This window comes from Lonepinella sp. BR2357, from assembly GCF_051851525.1.
In the GTDB taxonomy this organism is placed as follows: Bacteria; Pseudomonadota; Gammaproteobacteria; order Enterobacterales; family Pasteurellaceae; genus Lonepinella.
The window spans coordinates 160,076-177,103 of record NZ_JBPDVG010000003.1 but is presented as its reverse complement, the minus strand read 5'-3'; the positions used below and the strand labels follow the sequence as shown (position 1 = coordinate 177,103).

23 protein-coding genes and 1 riboswitch are annotated in these 17,028 nt (G+C 40.9%); of the genes, 21 read left to right on the top strand and 2 right to left on the bottom strand.

The window, feature by feature from the left end; translation table 11 throughout:
• Positions 1 to 7 precede the first annotated feature (7 nt).
• The 6 genes from ACTG7L_RS03045 (at position 8) to rdgC (ending at position 3,645) form a co-directional block, all read left to right on the top strand.
• Positions 8 to 1,102, top strand: a complete 1,095-nt coding sequence (locus ACTG7L_RS03045; protein WP_439287434.1) for a hypothetical protein — start codon at positions 8 to 10, stop codon at positions 1,100 to 1,102.
• A 114-nt stretch (positions 1,103 to 1,216) separates the two neighbouring features.
• A complete protein-coding gene (locus tag ACTG7L_RS03040) occupies positions 1,217 to 1,417 on the top strand; it encodes a hypothetical protein (RefSeq protein WP_439287433.1) in 201 nt (66 codons plus the stop codon).
• A gap of 126 nt (positions 1,418 to 1,543) precedes the next feature.
• Complete coding sequence (locus tag ACTG7L_RS03035) at positions 1,544 to 1,927, top strand: hypothetical protein (RefSeq protein ID WP_439287432.1); 384 nt, start codon at positions 1,544 to 1,546, stop codon at positions 1,925 to 1,927.
• Between the two features lie 164 nt (positions 1,928 to 2,091).
• A complete protein-coding gene (locus ACTG7L_RS03030) occupies positions 2,092 to 2,361 on the top strand; it encodes a type II toxin-antitoxin system RelE/ParE family toxin (RefSeq protein WP_439257197.1) in 270 nt (89 codons plus the stop codon).
• Between the two features lie 42 nt (positions 2,362 to 2,403).
• The gene (locus ACTG7L_RS03025) at positions 2,404 to 2,700 is read left to right on the top strand and encodes a helix-turn-helix domain-containing protein (protein ID WP_439257196.1); all 297 of its coding nucleotides are present in this window, start codon (positions 2,404 to 2,406) and stop codon (positions 2,698 to 2,700) included.
• Positions 2,701 to 2,727: 27 nt separating this feature from the next.
• Positions 2,728 to 3,645, top strand: coding sequence for a recombination-associated protein RdgC (rdgC, locus tag ACTG7L_RS03020; protein ID WP_439287431.1), 918 nt, complete (start codon positions 2,728 to 2,730; stop codon positions 3,643 to 3,645).
• Positions 3,646 to 3,711: 66 nt separating this feature from the next.
• Here the strand turns inward: rdgC and lysM are convergent, their stop codons facing one another.
• Positions 3,712 to 4,155 carry a peptidoglycan-binding protein LysM gene (gene lysM / locus ACTG7L_RS03015; RefSeq protein ID WP_439287430.1) on the bottom strand — a complete coding sequence of 148 codons (444 nt, stop codon included), beginning with the start codon at positions 4,153 to 4,155 and terminating at the stop codon, positions 3,712 to 3,714.
• A gap of 176 nt (positions 4,156 to 4,331) precedes the next feature.
• On the opposite strand from lysM, the gene ypfJ reads away from it, so the two are divergent.
• The 15 genes from ypfJ (at position 4,332) to folB (ending at position 15,446) form a co-directional block, all read left to right on the top strand.
• Positions 4,332 to 5,168 (top strand): KPN_02809 family neutral zinc metallopeptidase, encoded by an 837-nt coding sequence (ypfJ, locus tag ACTG7L_RS03010; protein WP_439287429.1) that lies wholly within the window; start codon positions 4,332 to 4,334, stop codon positions 5,166 to 5,168.
• 149 nt (positions 5,169 to 5,317) lie between these two features.
• The gene (plsY, locus tag ACTG7L_RS03005; RefSeq protein WP_439239825.1) at positions 5,318 to 5,914 is read left to right on the top strand and encodes a glycerol-3-phosphate 1-O-acyltransferase PlsY; all 597 of its coding nucleotides are present in this window, start codon (positions 5,318 to 5,320) and stop codon (positions 5,912 to 5,914) included.
• A 9-nt stretch (positions 5,915 to 5,923) separates the two neighbouring features.
• Positions 5,924 to 6,952: an endolytic transglycosylase MltG gene (mltG, locus tag ACTG7L_RS03000; RefSeq protein WP_439287428.1), complete on the top strand. Its 1,029-nt coding sequence runs from the start codon at positions 5,924 to 5,926 to the stop codon at positions 6,950 to 6,952.
• 1 nt (position 6,953) lies between these two features.
• Positions 6,954 to 7,598: a dTMP kinase gene (gene tmk, locus ACTG7L_RS02995; protein ID WP_439287427.1), complete on the top strand. Its 645-nt coding sequence runs from the start codon at positions 6,954 to 6,956 to the stop codon at positions 7,596 to 7,598.
• A 259-nt stretch (positions 7,599 to 7,857) separates the two neighbouring features.
• The gene (locus tag ACTG7L_RS02990) at positions 7,858 to 8,136 is read left to right on the top strand and encodes a hypothetical protein (protein ID WP_439239822.1); all 279 of its coding nucleotides are present in this window, start codon (positions 7,858 to 7,860) and stop codon (positions 8,134 to 8,136) included.
• Positions 8,137 to 8,151: 15 nt separating this feature from the next.
• Positions 8,152 to 8,550 (top strand): hypothetical protein, encoded by a 399-nt coding sequence (locus ACTG7L_RS02985; RefSeq protein ID WP_439287426.1) that lies wholly within the window; start codon positions 8,152 to 8,154, stop codon positions 8,548 to 8,550.
• A gap of 141 nt (positions 8,551 to 8,691) precedes the next feature.
• Entirely contained in the window at positions 8,692 to 9,669 is a 978-nt protein-coding gene (locus tag ACTG7L_RS02980; protein WP_439287425.1) for a DNA polymerase III subunit delta', read from the top strand.
• An 8-nt stretch (positions 9,670 to 9,677) separates the two neighbouring features.
• Positions 9,678 to 10,460 (top strand): TatD family hydrolase, encoded by a 783-nt coding sequence (locus tag ACTG7L_RS02975; RefSeq protein WP_439287424.1) that lies wholly within the window; start codon positions 9,678 to 9,680, stop codon positions 10,458 to 10,460.
• A 201-nt stretch (positions 10,461 to 10,661) separates the two neighbouring features.
• The gene (locus tag ACTG7L_RS02970) at positions 10,662 to 11,555 is read left to right on the top strand and encodes an Rpn family recombination-promoting nuclease/putative transposase (RefSeq protein WP_439287423.1); all 894 of its coding nucleotides are present in this window, start codon (positions 10,662 to 10,664) and stop codon (positions 11,553 to 11,555) included.
• Positions 11,556 to 11,627: 72 nt separating this feature from the next.
• Entirely contained in the window at positions 11,628 to 12,149 is a 522-nt protein-coding gene (locus ACTG7L_RS02965; RefSeq protein ID WP_439287422.1) for a DUF1523 family protein, read from the top strand.
• 4 nt (positions 12,150 to 12,153) lie between these two features.
• Entirely contained in the window at positions 12,154 to 12,645 is a 492-nt protein-coding gene (folA, locus tag ACTG7L_RS02960; protein WP_439287421.1) for a type 3 dihydrofolate reductase, read from the top strand.
• A 41-nt stretch (positions 12,646 to 12,686) separates the two neighbouring features.
• Positions 12,687 to 12,788, top strand: a riboswitch (TPP riboswitch).
• Between the two features lie 51 nt (positions 12,789 to 12,839).
• Positions 12,840 to 13,637, top strand: a complete 798-nt coding sequence (gene thiM, locus ACTG7L_RS02955) for a hydroxyethylthiazole kinase (protein ID WP_439287420.1) — start codon at positions 12,840 to 12,842, stop codon at positions 13,635 to 13,637.
• Positions 13,630 to 14,439, top strand: a complete 810-nt coding sequence (gene thiD, locus ACTG7L_RS02950) for a bifunctional hydroxymethylpyrimidine kinase/phosphomethylpyrimidine kinase (protein WP_439287419.1) — start codon at positions 13,630 to 13,632, stop codon at positions 14,437 to 14,439. Before thiM ends, thiD begins: the two co-directional genes overlap by 8 nt.
• Complete coding sequence (gene thiE, locus ACTG7L_RS02945) at positions 14,429 to 15,097, top strand: thiamine phosphate synthase (protein ID WP_439287418.1); 669 nt, start codon at positions 14,429 to 14,431, stop codon at positions 15,095 to 15,097. The genes thiD and thiE overlap by 11 nt, the downstream gene beginning before the upstream one ends.
• A gap of 1 nt (position 15,098) precedes the next feature.
• Positions 15,099 to 15,446 carry a dihydroneopterin aldolase gene (folB, locus tag ACTG7L_RS02940; protein WP_439287417.1) on the top strand — a complete coding sequence of 116 codons (348 nt, stop codon included), beginning with the start codon at positions 15,099 to 15,101 and terminating at the stop codon, positions 15,444 to 15,446.
• Positions 15,447 to 15,511: 65 nt separating this feature from the next.
• Here the strand turns inward: folB and ACTG7L_RS02935 are convergent, their stop codons facing one another.
• On the bottom strand, positions 15,512 to 17,026 hold the full coding sequence (locus ACTG7L_RS02935) for a DHA2 family efflux MFS transporter permease subunit (RefSeq protein ID WP_439287416.1): 1,515 nt from the start codon (positions 17,024 to 17,026) through the stop codon (positions 15,512 to 15,514).
• Between the last annotated feature and the right edge of the window lie 2 nt (positions 17,027 to 17,028).

Here is a 17,028-nt window from a genome sequence, read left to right as displayed (position 1 = left end):
TTTAACAATGAAAATTTCATTAAAAAATAGCGGTCAGTCTTTCAAACGTTCATTGCAATGGGCGAAAGCACATAAGCTACGCACGGCAGTTGGCGTTGGCTTGTTGGCGGTGTTGTTTTTTTGGCAACCTGCCTCTGAGTTTCAATATGAAGATTATGAGTATTGGAATACATCTCAAAAATTTATAGATTATCCACCTGTGGGCTGTTACAAACCCCGTTCTGTTAGCAAAAATACTCAATTTGGTGTTATTAAATTTCTTAGCACCCATGAAACGGGACGGGTCAATGGCGAGGAGAAAATCTATCATTCTTATGGAGAGGAATATTTTGACTTCGCTTTTTCTGTAATTCAGGGTTGTGCTGAGAGTGCATTAAGAAGCGATTTAGAAAAATATCAGAAAGAAGCATTAGAAAACAAAGAGAGTATTATTCAATCAATTAATAACCAAATTGCCAAGGCACAAGCTGACATTTTACCAAATAAATTTAAATTACGCTATGGGATAGCGCTGTTTGACGGACCAATAGAAAGTCCATTTAAATCCATTATTGACGTTCCCAAAAGTAACAATGGCAAAACCGTATTATCTTTACAAAAAAATAAAGTGTTTTTTGAAACCGAAAAGACAAGGGAAAATGAAAAAGATGGGGAAAATATGAAAGCAAATTATTATAGATTAGCTCTCGATTTACCTATCTACTCTCCTGATAACTATACTTTTTCTATTAACGAAAGTTTAGATACCTTAGCAGATAGAATGCACCATAGTCTATTCTCTGATATGGACCGCTTAGCCTATTTATTTAGACAAATCTCTTATAGCGAGGGAGGCAGGAGGTTAAATGGGGATTCTCTAGCTATTATTGAGTATACATTTGAACGTCTTGATGAAACCGTTTCAACAAAAGGGATTGCCGTTAAACCAACGGATATTAAGTTAAAATTAGCGTATGTTCCTCCAGCTCGTAAATCAAAATTTTGTACTATATTTCATTGGGAGCATGAAGTGAATGTATATTTACACAAATCGGGGAGTATATGTAATTTCCCAGAGTATCGTGAACTTGCAGAATATGATGTAGACATTGAGAAAAACTAAAAAAAGGAGAATGAAATTATGATTATGATTATGATTATGATTATGATTATGGATTTATTATCAACTATTGTGATTGGGCTATCATTTCTATTTTGTGGCTGGGCGTTATACATAATGTATAAAACGAAAGCCAAAGATGAACTCTATTTCCATTTGTCTAAAGTTATTAAAAATGTAGAAGAAAATGGCACGTCTGCGGAGAAATTCATTCCAGTTATAGCTGATTATATTAAATTACCTAAAGATGAACCTGTTTCTACCGAACGAAAAATTGAAATCATTCAGTATAAATACAAAGTATTTAGTGATGACTAAGAAAGAGTTTTACATCAACGTATAATGAACTCACAAAAACAAGCATTAGGCTGTATTTTGGTTGGCGTTTTTATTATGTCATCAGCAGTGCTTGGAAATTATTTTCTTATTGTTTCATTGAAAACAATGAAATCAATGATTCTCACAGGGCTACTGCCGTTGAGCTGGGCGGCAATTCAAGTTTTATGTTTAAAATGCCAACAACGAAAATTGAAAAAACATCTTAATTTGCTAGAAAATCGGCTAAATGGCGAAGTTGTTGACAGCAGTGCCATTCCAAGCAAAGAACAAGGCTTGTTTGCGTTCATTGGTTTCTTGCTTGGGGGAATGAAAACCTTGTTATTGTCGTTGATGAAATTCATTCCGAAAAAATCAAAAACGGATTCTGCCGACAATGTAGAAACGGAAATCACGCCAGAAACCACAGAAAATAGGGAAACGGAGGAAGATGTCGAAATAACAGAAACCACGGATTCCACCGAAAATAAAGAGTCAGATAAACCGCTTTAATGTTGAATAGCAAGCCGCATATAAAACTTGCGGCTTGTTATTTATTTTGTTTAACCTGAATGTTCTCGTTTTTACTTAGAAATTATTCATCTTTTATAATCTTTCTTGATTATAATAAAAAATATGTTAGCATAATCACCTAAGATTAATTAACCGAGTCAGTTATGTTTAACTTACATCTCATCAAACAAGCACAAAAAGAGATTTTAAAAATGCCCGCCTCATTAAAAGATGCGACTTTTGAAGCACTTAAACAGCTTGAACGACAAGGCAATCAATTAAAAGAGCCGAATGTGCGAGATATGGGAAATGGTTTAAAAGAATTGCGAGCGTCGTCAAAAGATGGTATATCACGCAGTTTTTTCTTTTTTACATTGGCAAACAAATCTATGTTATTCACGCATTACATAAAAAAACACCCAAACAAGATTTAGATCTTGCTAAACAACGAATGAAAGCCATTAAGGAGCAACTCCATGCAAACTGAAACCTATGAATTTGTTACCCTTGCGGAACTTGAACAAGAATTAATGCAAGATCCCGAATTTGTCGAATTACGTCAAGCGCGTGACGTGCAAAAAAAAATGATTGAAGAACTCAGACAATATCGTTTGAACCAACATCTTTCACAAGGCGAAATTGCTAAACGTACGGGAATTAAAGCGCAAAACATTAGCCGCCTTGAGCGTGGTTTGGTGCGTCCAACCTTGGAAACCATCACCCGTTATGCGCAAGCACTCGGTGGTTCGATTGTTTTTCAACCGAATGCGTAATTCCCAACTTAACTCTAAGGACACCCTATGTACTGGTTCAAAAACGCCATTATTTACCGCTTAACCAAAAATCTGGATTGGTCAGATAGCACGTTGCAACAAAGTTTAACTGCCAATGAATACCACCCTTGTAGCCAATCTGACATGAGCAAATTTGGCTGGACTAAACCGTTGCGCGAATCGGAGGCATTATATTTTTCCAACGGCAAACAAATTTTATTGGTGGCACACAAAGAAGATAAAATCTTGCCAAGTCCCGTGATTAAACAAGAATTAGATGAACGTGTGCGTCAGTTGGAAGAAAAAGAAAATCGCAAATTGAAAAAGACCGAAAAACAGGCATTGAAAGATGATGTGGTGGCCATATTGTTGCCTCGGGCGTTTAGTAAACATCAGCAAACGGCGATTTGGATTAACACCGAAACCAATTTAATTTATGTGAATGTGGCCTCTTATAAACGAGCGGAAGATGCCTTGGCATTGTTGCGTAAATCATTAGGATCGTTACCTGTAGTGCCGTTGGCTTTTGCCAATGAACCCGCCATTGTGATGACCGATTGGTTGGTGCAACAAAAAATACCCACATTTTTCACCGCACTTGATGAGGGCGAACTCAAAGCGGCGGATAATCAAGGCATTATTCGTTGTAAAAATCAGGATTTAGAAAGCGAAGAAATTTTATCTCATTTGCAAAAAGATAAATTTATCAGCAAGTTATTATTAGAATGGGAAGATCATTTACGTTTTGTGTTACATGATGACGGCACATTAAAACGTTTGAAATTTGCCGATAATATTCGGGAAAAGAATGACGATATTTTAAAAGAAGATGTGGCACAGCGTTTTGATGCCGATTTTTTGTTAATGACTGGCGAACTTGCCAAGTTAACCGAACATTTATTAGATGAATTTGGTGGTGAAAAAATGCGTATGGACAACGCTTAAACGGATTCAAAAAAAGCCCACAAAATTATGTGGGCTTTGTCATGCTTTAATCACGTTTAATGTCGCTTAAAGTACTTTTGGTACACGAATTTTTTGGCCTGGGAAGATTTTGTTAGCATCTTTAATCACTTCTTTATTCGCCTCCACGATAGCCGGATATTTTGCTGCATTGCCATAGAATTTTTTCGCAATAGCAGAAAGAGTATCGCCTTTTTGAATCACATAAAATTCGTCTTCGGTGGCTAATTGTTCACCGTTTGCAACTTTTACTGCATCCACATTAACGGATTCCACGCCAACAATATTACCCGCCATAAGAATAGCTTTTTCTAATGCACTGGCTGAAGTAGCATCGCCTGAGATTTTGGCTACGCCATCTTCCACCGTTACAGCGACATTATCAATACCAGGATTGTCTTCCGCAATGTGATTGGTGACCGCTTGTGATGGATCTTCATCTTTACCAAAAATTTTTTTACCGATATTTCCTACGAAATCAAATAAACCCACGTTTCTTTCCTTCTTGTTGTATAGTGACAAATATATTTATCAGTCGAAACCAATAAAACCTCGCCTACAATAACCAAAGCCTACACGGATGTCTATAAATTTTTAAAAAATTAACCGCACTTGCTGCTTTTTCAGGTAAAATAGCCCTGTTTTAATTATGAGAGAGTAGAAAATTTATGCGTTGGCAAGGTCGAGAACAAAGTTCAAATGTAGAAGATAGACGTGGCAGTGGCTCAAGAATCAGTGGTGGTAAAAAAACAGGTGTATTGGGTTTTATTGTGTTGTTAGTGGGCGCTTATTATGGTGTGGATTTATCGGGTTTAGTCGGTGTTGATACTGCCAGTTTAGGCGGTACAATGAGCAGTTCCTCTAAATTATCGGCACAAGATGAACAAAATTTAAATGAACTTTCTCGTGTGGTATTACGAGATACCGAAACCACATGGCAAGGTTATTTTAACAAAAACGGACAACGCTATGTGGCACCAACGATGGTGTTATATTCTGGCGCCACCTCAACCTCGTGTGGCACGGGTCAAGCTGCTATGGGGCCGTTTTATTGTCCCAATGATAAAAAAGTCTATTTAGATTTGTCTTTCTATGCGGACATGAAAAACCAATTAGGCGCCGCTGGTGATACGGCCTTTGCCTATGTAATCGCCCACGAAGTCGGCCATCACGTGCAAAATGTATTGGGTATTTTGCCTAAAGTGAACCGTTTACAACAACAAAATCCGTCGCAAGCCAATGCGTTGTCGGTGAAATTAGAATTACAAGCGGACTGTTTTGCGGGCGTTTGGGGCTATCAAGCGGCTCAAAATGATTTATTAGAAACAGGTGATTTAGAAGAGGCCTTTGCTGCAGCGGAATCGGTCGGGGATGATCGACTACAAAAACGCAGCCAAGGTTATGTGGTGCCAGATAGTTTCACCCATGGCACATCGGCACAGCGTTTACAATGGTTTCAACGAGGGCTAAAAACGGGCGATCCAAGTCAGTGTAATACGTTCTAATTGACGACATAAATGAGGCATGATTGGCCTCATTTTATTTTTTCAAAAATCCGATCAGTCACACCGTTATGCGTTTGTCGAAAATATCATTAGCCTAACCCGCCTAAATTTAGGTAGAATAGGGATTATTTATTTATCGAGAAAAATCCATGAGCCTATTTGCCTTGTTCTATATGCTATTTGCCTATTTACTAGGTTCGATTTCCAGTGCGATTTTAATTTGCCGTATTACTGGCTTACCCGATCCCCGCACGGTGGGATCGCATAATCCGGGAGCGACCAACGTATTGCGTTTAGGTGGCCGATGGGCGGCTTTGGCAGTGCTGATTTTCGATATGTTAAAAGGCATGTTACCCGTGTGGGCGGGTTATTATTTAGGCTTAACCCATTTTGAATTAGGTATGGTGGCGTTAGGCGCTTGTTTAGGCCATATTTTCCCGATATTCTTTAAATTTAAAGGTGGCAAAGGCGTGGCGACGGCCTTTGGTTCCATTGCCCCGATTGCTTGGGGCGTCGCTGGTTCCATGATCGGCACTTGGTTGTTGGTATTTTTAATTAGCGGTTATTCTTCTCTCAGTGCAGTAATTGCGGCGTTATTAACGCCGTTATATGTATGGTATTTCAAACCTGAATATACTTTCCCTGTCGCCTTGGTGTGTTGCTTATTAATTTATCGCCATCATGATAATATTCAACGTTTATGGCGTGGGCAAGAAAGCAAAATTTGGTCTAAATTCAAAAAATAAACAAAAATAATGAAAAAATTTTTACTTCTTCTCGTCATCTTGCTATTGGCTATCAGCGGTTGGGGCTATCGCCAAATGCAACAAGTTGTGAACCAAGCTGTCACCGTGCGACCCGATCAACTATTAACCGTGAAACGTGGCACCACAGGCAAAAAACTGGCGGATCTTTTTGAGCAAGAACACTTAGTGGCGGACGCAAAATGGTTGCCTTGGGCATTAAAATTACAGCCACAATTCAATAATGTGAAAGCAGGCACCTATTCACTCAATGGGGTGAATACCCTTGCGGATGTCTTAACAATCCTAAATGAGGGGAAAGAGGCACAATTTAGCTTACGTTTTACGGACGGTGAAACTTGGCGAGATGTAAAGAAATCGCTACAAAATGCACCGCACTTGGCCTCCTCCATTCAAGCCAAAACTGCGCAAGAATTATTACAACTACTTGAATTACCTGAAAATAGCCAACATTCTTTAGAGGGTTGGATCTATCCCGATACCTATAATTATGTGCCAGACTCCACCGACTTAGCCCTATTAAAGCGAGCAACTGACCGTACACAAAAATTGTTGGCACAACTTTGGGCCGAGCGAGATGAAGATTTACCGTTACAAAGCCCTTATGAAATGCTAATTTTGGCCTCTATTGTGGAAAAAGAAAGTGGCGTACAAGCCGAACGTGGCCGCATTGCCTCAGTGTTTATTAACCGTCTAAAATCCAATATGAAATTACAAACGGATCCAACGGTTATTTATGGCATGGGCGACAATTACAACGGCAATATTCGTAAAAAAGATTTGGAAACCCCGACCGCTTATAATACTTATGTGATTGATGGTTTACCCCCAACACCGATAGCCAATCCAAGCGAAAGTGCATTGCAAGCGGTAGCTCACCCCGAGAAAACCGATTTTCTCTATTTTGTGGCAGACGGCACCGGTGGACATAAGTTTAGCCGAAATTTAACCGAACACAATCGGGCCGTGCAAGACTATTTACGTTGGTATAAACAGAACAAAAAAATGGATAAAAAATAATATGACTGGAAAATTTATTGTACTCGAGGGCTTAGAGGGTGCCGGCAAAACCACCGCACGTCACGCCATTGTGGAACAACTGCATGCTAACGGCATCACCGATTTAGTGTTCACCCGAGAACCCGGTGGCACGCCTTTAGCAGAGAAATTACGCCAACTAATTAAACACGAAACCGAAGAACCTGTCACTGACAAAGCGGAATTATTAATGCTCTATGCCGCACGTATTCAGTTGGTCGAAAATGTGATTAAACCAGCCCTTGCACAAGGCAAATGGGTTATCGGTGATCGCCATGACATGTCCTCCCAAGCCTACCAAGGCGGCGGTCGTCAGTTAGATCAATCATTTATGCTCAACCTAAAAAACAGCGTCCTCGGTGATTTTAAACCTGATTTTACCCTTTATTTAGACATTGAACCCGAACAAGGGCTAGCCCGAGCCAGAGGCCGTGGCGAGCTAGATCGCATTGAGCAACAAAATTTAGATTTTTTCCACCGCACTCGGGAGCGGTATTTGGAATTAGTTGCTCAAGATCCAAATGCTACCACTATTAATGCGGGTCAAGCATTGGAACAGGTTACTGCGGATGTGAAAGCGGCAGTGCAGAAGTTTGTTAATGCTGTTGCCATTAATATACCCACATAAACTAGCCACAGCGTGGCGCAACAATGCCTAACCCCGTACGAAAGTACAGGGAATGCTGATAATATCATTTTCTCTCCTTTTTATTTAACTCATTTCTATACTTTTTAGTCTAACATATTGCTCAAAAAAAAAACAATGGTAGTATTCATTTTAATCAGTAATTTTACTGATACTGAATATATCATTTACCTATGGAGTTTTTTTTATGTCTATTAGTATTTACCATCTATTAGGTGTTATTGAGGATAAATATCAAGAAATGCGAGATCTATTAGAATATATTTCTGATAATAGTTTCGAGTTGCATGACGATTATCTACAAGTAAAAGATGTCGAACAATTTGGCAAATTATTGGCGGAATGCGAGTCGTTAGCCTATGACACCGACTTATCTGACGGAGAAGAATATAACGACAATGAGCAGTTCGAGTTATTAGAAGAGGCTCAACAACAGATTGACGAAGAATTAGAGCAGTTTTCTTCGTTAAATATTAACAAAACCACACTTCAAGATCTTCAAAATATTTTAGATGTCTAAAACAGGAGCATTCAAATGTTAAAACACACAAAATTACTCGGCGTTACACTTGCTGGCTTAATGTTATTCTCAATGGAAACACAGGCAGCAACAACGCCTGTTCAATTACTAGAAGAAAAGGTAAAAAACCTGAAAGATCCTCAACAAGCATCTCAAGTTCAAAAAGCTATCGGCATTTGTTATCTACAGGGTTTGAGTGACTACGGTTGTAAGAAAAATTTAAAAAAAGCAGAGCAATGGTTAACTAAAGCAACAAAATACGGTGATGCAGAAACTAAATTTTATTTATCTATTACTTACTTTTCTCTAAAGAAAAATACAGATAAAGCGGCGGATCTTCTAATTGAATCTTGCAAAAGCGGATATTCAGATGCTTGTGATTTGATAGAAGAAGCCAAAAAGAATTTAAATTAGCACTTATAAACTTACCCATAATACAAACCAAAACCTGTTTTAGAAAAAATTTCCAAAACAGGTTTTTTATATTTTTTGCTATCTCCGAACAGATCGGGTATAGTTTCTTTTCATATAGTAACGGGCATTAATACAGAAAAAATGGCAACACTCTACCCTTGGCTCACCCCCACTTACCAACAAATCACTCAGTCTTTTTCACAAGGGCGGGGCCATCATGCTTTGCTGTTTAAGGCAGAAATGGGCGTGGGTGTGGAACAGTTAATTGATGCGGTGGCGAAGTTTTTGATTTGTACCGAATCGGAAAAGCCTTGTGGACATTGCCATGCTTGCCAGTTAAGCCAAGCGGGGAATCACCCTGATGTGCATTTGTTGGCGCCTATTGATAACAAAGATATTGGTGTGGATCAGGTGCGTGAGATTAATGAAATCGTCAATCAGTATGCTCAACAAGGCGGTAATAAAATTGTCTGGGTACAGGGAGCGGAGCGGTTGACCGAGGCAGCAGCCAATGCCATTTTGAAAACGTTAGAAGAACCTCGTCCAAATAGCTATTTTTTGTTGCAAGCGGATTTGGCGTCACCTTTAATGGCGACCATTTACAGCCGTTGTCAAATGTGGTTAGTCAATGTGCCTGAGACAGCGTTGGCAGAACAATGGTTACAAACACAATCCAATGAAAAAACAGAAGAAATTTCCACCGCACTTCGTATTAGTTATCAACGGCCGTTGTCGGCATTGACTTTCTTACAACAAGGCTTAATGGAAAAACGGCGAGAATTTTTACGCCAATTTTGGGTATTTTATGTGCGTCGTTCACCGTTGGAATTATTGCCGCTATTTGAAAAGGAATTGATTTTTCATCAAATTGATTGGTTATTAGCATTTCTAACAGATGCCTTAAAAGATAAATTAGGCGTTCAAGAAAATTGGATTTGTCAGGATTTAGCCCGAGGCGTACAACAATTTAACCAAAAACAGACCATGTTGGGATTATTACAAGCCAATCAAATTGTGCAGAATATGCGGTTGGATTTAATTCAAATTAATGCGGTCAATCAAGAAATTATTTTATTAGACGGTTTAACTAAACTGATTACAGAAGTATTTGAACAATAAGAGGAAATATGTTTATTGTAGATAGCCATTGCCATTTAGACGCACTGGATTATGAAAATATACATCAAGATGTGAATGATGTGATTAACAAGGCAAAAGCCCGTGACGTACAACATTTGCTCACCATTGGCGTCACATTAAGCCGTTTTGAAAAACAGCGGGACAGTTTGGCGCACCGTGATGACGTATCCTTTGCTTGTGGCGTCCATCCCTTGGATTTAGAGGATGAACCCTATGATGTGGACCGTTTAATTCAGTTGGCCCAACATCAAAAAGTGGTGGCCATTGGCGAAATCGGCTTGGATTATTATTACAGTGCGGATAATAAAGCCTTGCAACAGGCCATTTTCGCCAGCCAAATTCAAGTGGCCAATCAATTAGATAAGCCCGTGATTATTCATACTCGTGCAGCGGGTGATGACACCATTCGGTTGTTGCAAGATAATCAGGCGGAAAAGTGCGGTGGCGTCATTCATTGTTTTACAGAAACCATGGATTTTGCCAAACAAGCGTTAGATTTGGGATTTTATATTTCTTGTTCTGGCATTGTGACTTTTAAAAATGCTGAGGACATTCGGGAGGTGATCCGCTATGTGCCGTTGGATCGCTTGTTAGTGGAAACGGACAGCCCCTATTTGGCGCCCGTGCCTTATCGTGGTAAACAAAATCAACCCGCTTATACTCGTGAAGTCTGTGATTATGTAGCCACCTTAAAAGGGTTAACGCTAGAACAATTTGCCGAACAAACCACCAAAAACTTTGAGCGTTTGTTTAAAATTCAGGTACAATAACAGCCTCTCCCCTTGGGAGAGGACGGAGAAAATCCGTCAGGATTTTCGGGCGGTGAGGGTTAAAACTCATGAAATTCCCCCTAAAAAAGCACCAAAAAATTTTTATTTTTGTGATCTCAATTCCAAAATTGAATTAAAAATCTTGCCTATTTACCACCGCACTTGATAATGCTCCCATTCACTCAACACATGGAGCAAGCAATGAAACAACCCTCACGCTATATTGATCTCACCACCGACTACGGTTTTAAACGCATTTTTGGCACCGAAGTTAACAAAGACTTACTGATGGATTTTCTCAATGAATTATTTCAAGGCAAAAAAATCATCAAAGACTTGGTTTACAACAAAAATGAACACGTAGGCGACACGGCAGAACAAGGCAACGTTATCTTTGATCTCACTTGCACCACGGATGACGATTCGCAATTTATTATTGAAGTGCAACGCAGCAAGCAGACGTATTTTAAAGAACGCACCATTTACTACGGTAGCAAACTGATCAGCGATCAAGCGCCACAAGGGGGAATCAGCGGTTGGAATTATGCGATTACGGAAGTTTATGTGATCGCCCTGATGGACGGTTTTCATTTTTCGGACACTGATGAATATTTACACGATATTTGCCTGTTCAACAAAAAGACAGGCGAAATTTTTTATGATAAACTTGGGTTCATCTATATTGAATTACTGAATTTTCACAAAGCTGAATATGCGTTGGAAAGCGATTTGGACAAGTGGTTATACGTATTGAAAAATATGGCAAACTTAAAAAAATTGCCTGCTTTCTTAAAAAAACCGGTTTTCCAAAAACTGTTTACAATCGCCGAATACACCAATTTAAGCAAGGGAGAAAAAGAAATGTATGATGTGAGCTTAAAACGTAAATGGGATGAATTTTCTGCGTTAGAATATGCTACCGAACAGGGGATTTTACAGGGAATACAACAAGGTATGCTGCAAGGAATGCAACAAGGCGAATTAAACGGGTTACGGAAGAGTGCCAAAAATATGCTTAATCTTGGGCTTGACGTGGATCTTGTGGCTAAATACCTTAATTTGCCTGTTGATGAAATCAAGAAATTGGGACATTGATTAGAATTTAATCATAGATGTGTAAAAACTTTCCCCTCTTCCAAAGGGGGGCTTTTAATAGGAACTTTTATTATGCGTAAAACAATCAAATATTTTCTCTTTTTGGTGGTGATTTTATTCCACGTGGTATTATTTTCGGGTATCCATTTTATTTTCCCCCATTACGACACGACCTATATTACCGGCGTAGAAGTCAAACGAGTGGATAAAGACGGCCCGATTACCAAAGCCAATCCAGCAGATGGCCCAACCCGTGACGTGTATTATATTTATACCCAAAAAGCGGGCGAAGAAAAACCCATGGTATACCGCAATGAAGATACCCGTTGGGGTTTTCCGTTCTATTTCAAATTTGGATCAGCGGATTTACAAGCCAAAGCCTCTAACTTTGCAGGCAATAAACAAATGGTGGAAGTGAAATACTATGGCTGGCGTTTAGTGATTTTTGATGAATACCGCAATATGGTGTCCATGAAAGAAGCGACAGAGACGAGTCCAAGTATGCCGATTTTAAGCTATATTTTCTATTTCTTAGGCTTGATTACCTTGTTCTTCTCCATTCAATTTATCCGTGGTTGGTTTGATAGCGAATAAGTCTATGGGATTAAGTTTCATTGTCGCCACCACCCAAAATTGGGTCATTGGCAAAGATAACCAAATGCCGTGGCACTTGCCTGCGGATTTGGCGTGGTTTCGCCAAAATACCCAAGGCAAAACGGTCATTATGGGGCGGAAAACCTTTGAAAGTATCGGCCGTCCCTTGCCGAAACGCACCAATATCGTGCTTTCACGTCAGCCATTTGAGGCGGAGGGCGTTATTTGGAAAGACAGCCTAGAAAGTGCGGTGCAATTTACCCGAGATTTACACCCTGATCAAGAGCTGATGTTGATCGGTGGCGGACAATTATTTCAGCAATATTTTCTCCAAGCAGACAAACTTTATCTCACGCAAATTCAAATCGAACTGGATGGTGATACCTTTTTCCCTGCGATTAACTGGGACGAGTGGCGTATTGAGGTTGAACAATTTCGGGAAAAAGATGAACAGAATGCCTATGATCTGCGGTTTTTGGTGTTAACCAGAAAATAGTCAATTTATGCTTGTTTTAAACTCAAAACCATTCTAAACTAAACTCATAGTCGGGGTGCTGCTATAACGACATAGCGGCTGAGAAAATACCCGTAAAACCTGATACAGCTAATACTGGCGTAGGGAACTATCTTCATTTTATCCGCCCCATTATGCTGCATCTTTTCTTTTCACGGATAGGTAAAGGAAATTCTATGCAATTCAACTATTTAAATCTTGTTCGAGAACATAATCCACTGGTGCATTGTATGACCAATATTGTGGTCACCAACTTTTCTGCCAATGGATTACTGGCGCTCGGTGCCTCCCCTTTTATGTCGACCATGTCGGAGGAGGCGGCAGAAATTCAACAATTTTCCAACGCACTTTTACTCAATATTGGCACCATTCATGATTTTGATGTAGAGGCCATGATTATCGCAGGGCAAGCTGCTAATCAGCACGGCGTGCCTGTGGTGTTAGATCCCGTGGGTGCAGGCGCAACAGCCTATCGCCGTGCCACCGTGCGGAAAATTTTAGATCAGGTTAAGATTTCTGCGATTCGTGGCAACGTGGGCGAAGTGGCGTTTTTGGCAGATGTGGCTTGGCAAGCGAAAGGCGTGGACGCAGGCGAAGGGCAAGGTGATATTGCCGACATTGCTAGAGTCGCCGCTCAAAAATACCAATGTTGTGTGGCGATCAGCGGTGAAATTGACTATATCAGCGATGGCAAACGGGTTGCCAAAATTGCCAACGGCACGCCACTATTTCCTAAAGTCACGGGGTCAGGTTGCCTACTCGGTGCCGTGGTTGGGGCGTTTCTCGGTGTGGCGGAAAAAAACGATGAATTTAACGCTTGCGTCGAGGCTTGCACCGCCTATGCCGTAGCTGGCGAACTCGCCGCCCAAGGATTACACAATCAATTAGGCGATTTTGCCGTACAATTTATCAATCAATTAGCCGATTTAACCCCTGAAAAAATTAACCAATTAGCGAGGATTAACCATGTCTAACGTAGCACAAGCCTTAACCATTGCAGGATCCGATAGCGGTGGCGGAGCAGGTATTCAAGCGGATTTAAAAACTTTTCAAATGCGAGGCGTATTTGGCACGGTAGCGATTACTGCGGTGACCGCCCAAAATACTTTAGGTGTCTTTGATATTGCCCCGATTCCCCTTGCCACCATTTCTGCGCAAATTAAAGCCGTAGCGGAAGATTTTGATATTCAAGCGGTCAAAATTGGTATGCTCGGCAATGCGGAGATTATTCAGTGCGTGGCGGAAAATTTAGCACAATATCGGTTTCCGCAAATTGTGTTAGATCCGGTGATGATCGCCAAGGGCGGTGCCTCTTTATTACAACAAAATGCGGTTACCGCCTTGAAACAGTCTATTTTGCCTAAAGTGAAAGTGATTACGCCGAATTTGCCTGAGGCAGAGGCCTTAACAGGGATTAAAGTGGTGGATAATGCCAGTGCAGAAAAAGCGGCTCGCTTGTTACAACAATGGGGCGTGGAAACTGTGGTGATTAAAGGCGGACACAGTGGCAATTCACAAAGTGCGGTCTGTTTGGACTGGGTTTTCACCCCAACGGAACAGTTCACCTTGCAAGTTCCCCGTTTCCCAACCAACCAAACCCACGGCACAGGTTGCACATTCTCCGCATGCATCACCGCTGAACTTGCCAAAGGCAACAGTGTGGAACAAGCCATTCGCACTGCCAAAGCCTATATCACGGCGGCGATTAGTCACCCGTTAAATCTCGGTCATGGACACGGACCGACTAACCATTGGGCGTATCAAGATGAACAATAAGCAACAAATTCAACAAATGTTGTCGGTGTATTTTATTGCGGGTACGCAAGATTGCCTACACTTGTCGGGTGATCCCGCTCAAAATCTACTGGAGATATTAAAACAAGCCTTGCAAGCGGGCATTACCTGTTTCCAATTTCGGGATAAAGGTAAACATTCGTTAGCACATCTGCCAGAACAACAAAAACAGCTCGCCAGACAATGCTTGGCGTTATGTCGCCAATATCAAGTGCCATTTATCGTTAATGATAATGTCGCATTAGCTGTGGAAATAGGAGCAGATGGCGTACACGTCGGGCAATCGGATATGGCCATTCAGCAAGTGTTAGAAAAAACGCAACACAAACTGATCCTTGGCTTATCCACCAATAACTTAGATCAGGTTTTAGCCGCTCAACAACAAGGGGAGATTGATTATATTGGTGTGGGCCCGATTTTCCCTACTGGCTCAAAAGCCGATCATTCCGCTGTGTTAGGTGTAGAATTTTTAGAAAAATTAAAGGATTACGCATTAAGTAAGCCTTTTGTGGTGATTGGCGGCATAAATCAGTATAATGCTCACACATTAAAACAAGCGGGCGCAGATGGTGTGGCTGTGATTTCTGCCATTACCCAAGCGGAAAATATCCAAACTGCGGTGAAAAAATTGAAGGAATAAGATGACAGATAAAGTATTTATTCATGAACTAACGGCATTTGCCCGTATTGGCGCCTATGATTGGGAACAGACCATTAAGCAAAAGCTGATTTTTAATCTTGAAATGGCATGGGATTTTCGTCAAGCGGTAGAAACTGAAGATCTGCAATATTGCTTGGATTATGCGGAAATTTCGCAGAAAATCATTGATTTTGTCGAAAGTCAGCCGTTTAAGTTAGTGGAAACCGTCGCACACAAAGTGGCGGATTTGTTACAACAACAATATGGCATTCAATCCCTGCGTATTGAATTGCATAAACCGAAAGCGGTAGCGCAAGCGCGTTCAGTGGGTGTCATTGTGGAAAGATAACTCCTATCAACAAAAAAGTGCGATGATTTCACCGCACTTTTTTGACTCTCATTTCAATAATTTATCTAATGCCGTGACCCAAATGGCGGTCTAGCAAACCACACAACAATAATCAAAGACAAATACAACATGGCAGATAGCCAAAAAATTTCATTGGCACCAATAATAAAACCTTGTCCTGAAATCGTTTGTGCTAATTGAATACTGCTTTGTTGATCACTAAAACCGAGATTCGCCATCTGTTGATAGTATTGATGCGTGTTGAAGTCATATTGGGTAATGTTTTCTGTTAATCTCGTATGATGCAAAGCCTCTCGCCGATACCACATAAATGTGGTCAAGGATGTCCCAACGGAACCTGCCAAGGTCCGTAAAAAGTTAAACAAGCTCGAGGCAGAAGCAATTTTTTGTGGTGGCAAACCTGACAACGTAATGGTCGTCAATGGCATAAAGAAACAAGCCACTGCAAAGCCTTGTACAAACTGTGGTAATGCAAAATCCCAGAATGTACTTGCGGTTTCAAAGGTCACTGCTCGCCAATAGAACGTTACCGCATACATAATAAAACTAAAAGTGACCAAAATCCGCATGTCAATACGATGCCCAAATCGGCCGATAATTGGTGATAAGAAAATAGGCAATAACCCCACTGGTGCAGCTGCCAGCCCCGCCCATGTAGCAGTGTAGCCATAAACCTGTTGAAATAACAGCGGTAGCAATACCACGGAACCTAAATACACCAAAAAGGCAAGGCTCGTACACAAACAACCAATCACAAAGTTTCGCTGTTGAAACAAGGAAATATCCACAATAGGATTATCATCGCCGAGCGACCAAATCACTAGGGTAATCAATGCAATAGCGGAAATAATGGTCAACACCACAATTTCGGTGGAATTAAACCAATCTAGCTCACGGCCCTCATCTAGCATTAATTGCAAGCAACCTACACCTAATACGAGTAAGCTCAGGCCCACCAGATCCACTGGGCGATGTTCCGTTGCGGTTTCACGGTCGCCTAAGGTTTTCCATGTCATAAATAGCACAGCTAAACCAATCGGAATATTAATAAAGAAGATCCAGCCCCAGTGCATATTATCGCTGATCCAACCGCCTAAAATCGGGCCAAAAATCGGTGCCACCACCACGGTCATGGACCAAAATGCCAACGCCATGCCACGTTTTTCTGGAGGATAGTTATTGAGCAATAAACTTTGCGAAAGGGGAACAATCGGGCCTGCTGCCAAGCCTTGCAGAATTCGACATAAGATCAACATGCCAAGACTATGCGAGATACCACATAACCAAGAGGCCACCACAAAGCCAAAAACCGCCCATAAAAATAACCGCACTTCGCCAAAGCGTTTAGCTAGCCAGCCGGTAATCGGAATAGCAATGGCATTCGCCACCCCAAAGGAGGTGATAACCCAAGTCCCTTGACTGCTTGATGCCCCGAGATCACCTGCAATGGTGGGGATCGCCACGTTGGCAATGGTGGAATCTAATACTTGCATAAAGGTCGCCAATGCCAAAGCAATGGTCATGATCGCAAGTGCGGCCCCATGAACTGGTTTTTGCATCG

Excerpts from the sequence above, each read along its gene's own strand:
- ACTG7L_RS03045 (WP_439287434.1), top strand. The coding sequence starts at position 8 with ATGAAAATTTCATTAAAAAATAGCGGTCAGTCTTTCAAACGTTCATTG.
- ACTG7L_RS03040 (WP_439287433.1), top strand. The coding sequence starts at position 1,217 with ATGTATAAAACGAAAGCCAAAGATGAACTCTATTTCCATTTGTCTAAA.
- ACTG7L_RS03035 (WP_439287432.1), top strand. The coding sequence starts at position 1,544 with ATGAAATCAATGATTCTCACAGGGCTACTGCCGTTGAGCTGGGCGGCA.
- ACTG7L_RS03030 (WP_439257197.1), top strand. The coding sequence starts at position 2,092 with ATGTTTAACTTACATCTCATCAAACAAGCACAAAAAGAGATTTTAAAA.
- ACTG7L_RS03025 (WP_439257196.1), top strand. The coding sequence starts at position 2,404 with ATGCAAACTGAAACCTATGAATTTGTTACCCTTGCGGAACTTGAACAA.
- rdgC (WP_439287431.1), top strand. The coding sequence starts at position 2,728 with ATGTACTGGTTCAAAAACGCCATTATTTACCGCTTAACCAAAAATCTG.
- ypfJ (WP_439287429.1), top strand. The coding sequence starts at position 4,332 with ATGCGTTGGCAAGGTCGAGAACAAAGTTCAAATGTAGAAGATAGACGT.
- plsY (WP_439239825.1), top strand. The coding sequence starts at position 5,318 with ATGAGCCTATTTGCCTTGTTCTATATGCTATTTGCCTATTTACTAGGT.
- mltG (WP_439287428.1), top strand. The coding sequence starts at position 5,924 with ATGAAAAAATTTTTACTTCTTCTCGTCATCTTGCTATTGGCTATCAGC.
- tmk (WP_439287427.1), top strand. The coding sequence starts at position 6,954 with ATGACTGGAAAATTTATTGTACTCGAGGGCTTAGAGGGTGCCGGCAAA.
- ACTG7L_RS02990 (WP_439239822.1), top strand. The coding sequence starts at position 7,858 with ATGCGAGATCTATTAGAATATATTTCTGATAATAGTTTCGAGTTGCAT.
- ACTG7L_RS02985 (WP_439287426.1), top strand. The coding sequence starts at position 8,152 with ATGTTAAAACACACAAAATTACTCGGCGTTACACTTGCTGGCTTAATG.
- ACTG7L_RS02980 (WP_439287425.1), top strand. The coding sequence starts at position 8,692 with ATGGCAACACTCTACCCTTGGCTCACCCCCACTTACCAACAAATCACT.
- ACTG7L_RS02975 (WP_439287424.1), top strand. The coding sequence starts at position 9,678 with ATGTTTATTGTAGATAGCCATTGCCATTTAGACGCACTGGATTATGAA.
- ACTG7L_RS02970 (WP_439287423.1), top strand. The coding sequence starts at position 10,662 with ATGAAACAACCCTCACGCTATATTGATCTCACCACCGACTACGGTTTT.
- ACTG7L_RS02965 (WP_439287422.1), top strand. The coding sequence starts at position 11,628 with ATGCGTAAAACAATCAAATATTTTCTCTTTTTGGTGGTGATTTTATTC.
- folA (WP_439287421.1), top strand. The coding sequence starts at position 12,154 with ATGGGATTAAGTTTCATTGTCGCCACCACCCAAAATTGGGTCATTGGC.
- thiM (WP_439287420.1), top strand. The coding sequence starts at position 12,840 with ATGCAATTCAACTATTTAAATCTTGTTCGAGAACATAATCCACTGGTG.
- thiD (WP_439287419.1), top strand. The coding sequence starts at position 13,630 with ATGTCTAACGTAGCACAAGCCTTAACCATTGCAGGATCCGATAGCGGT.
- thiE (WP_439287418.1), top strand. The coding sequence starts at position 14,429 with ATGAACAATAAGCAACAAATTCAACAAATGTTGTCGGTGTATTTTATT.
- folB (WP_439287417.1), top strand. The coding sequence starts at position 15,099 with ATGACAGATAAAGTATTTATTCATGAACTAACGGCATTTGCCCGTATT.
- ACTG7L_RS02935 (WP_439287416.1), bottom strand. The coding sequence starts at position 17,026 with ATGCAAAAACCAGTTCATGGGGCCGCACTTGCGATCATGACCATTGCT.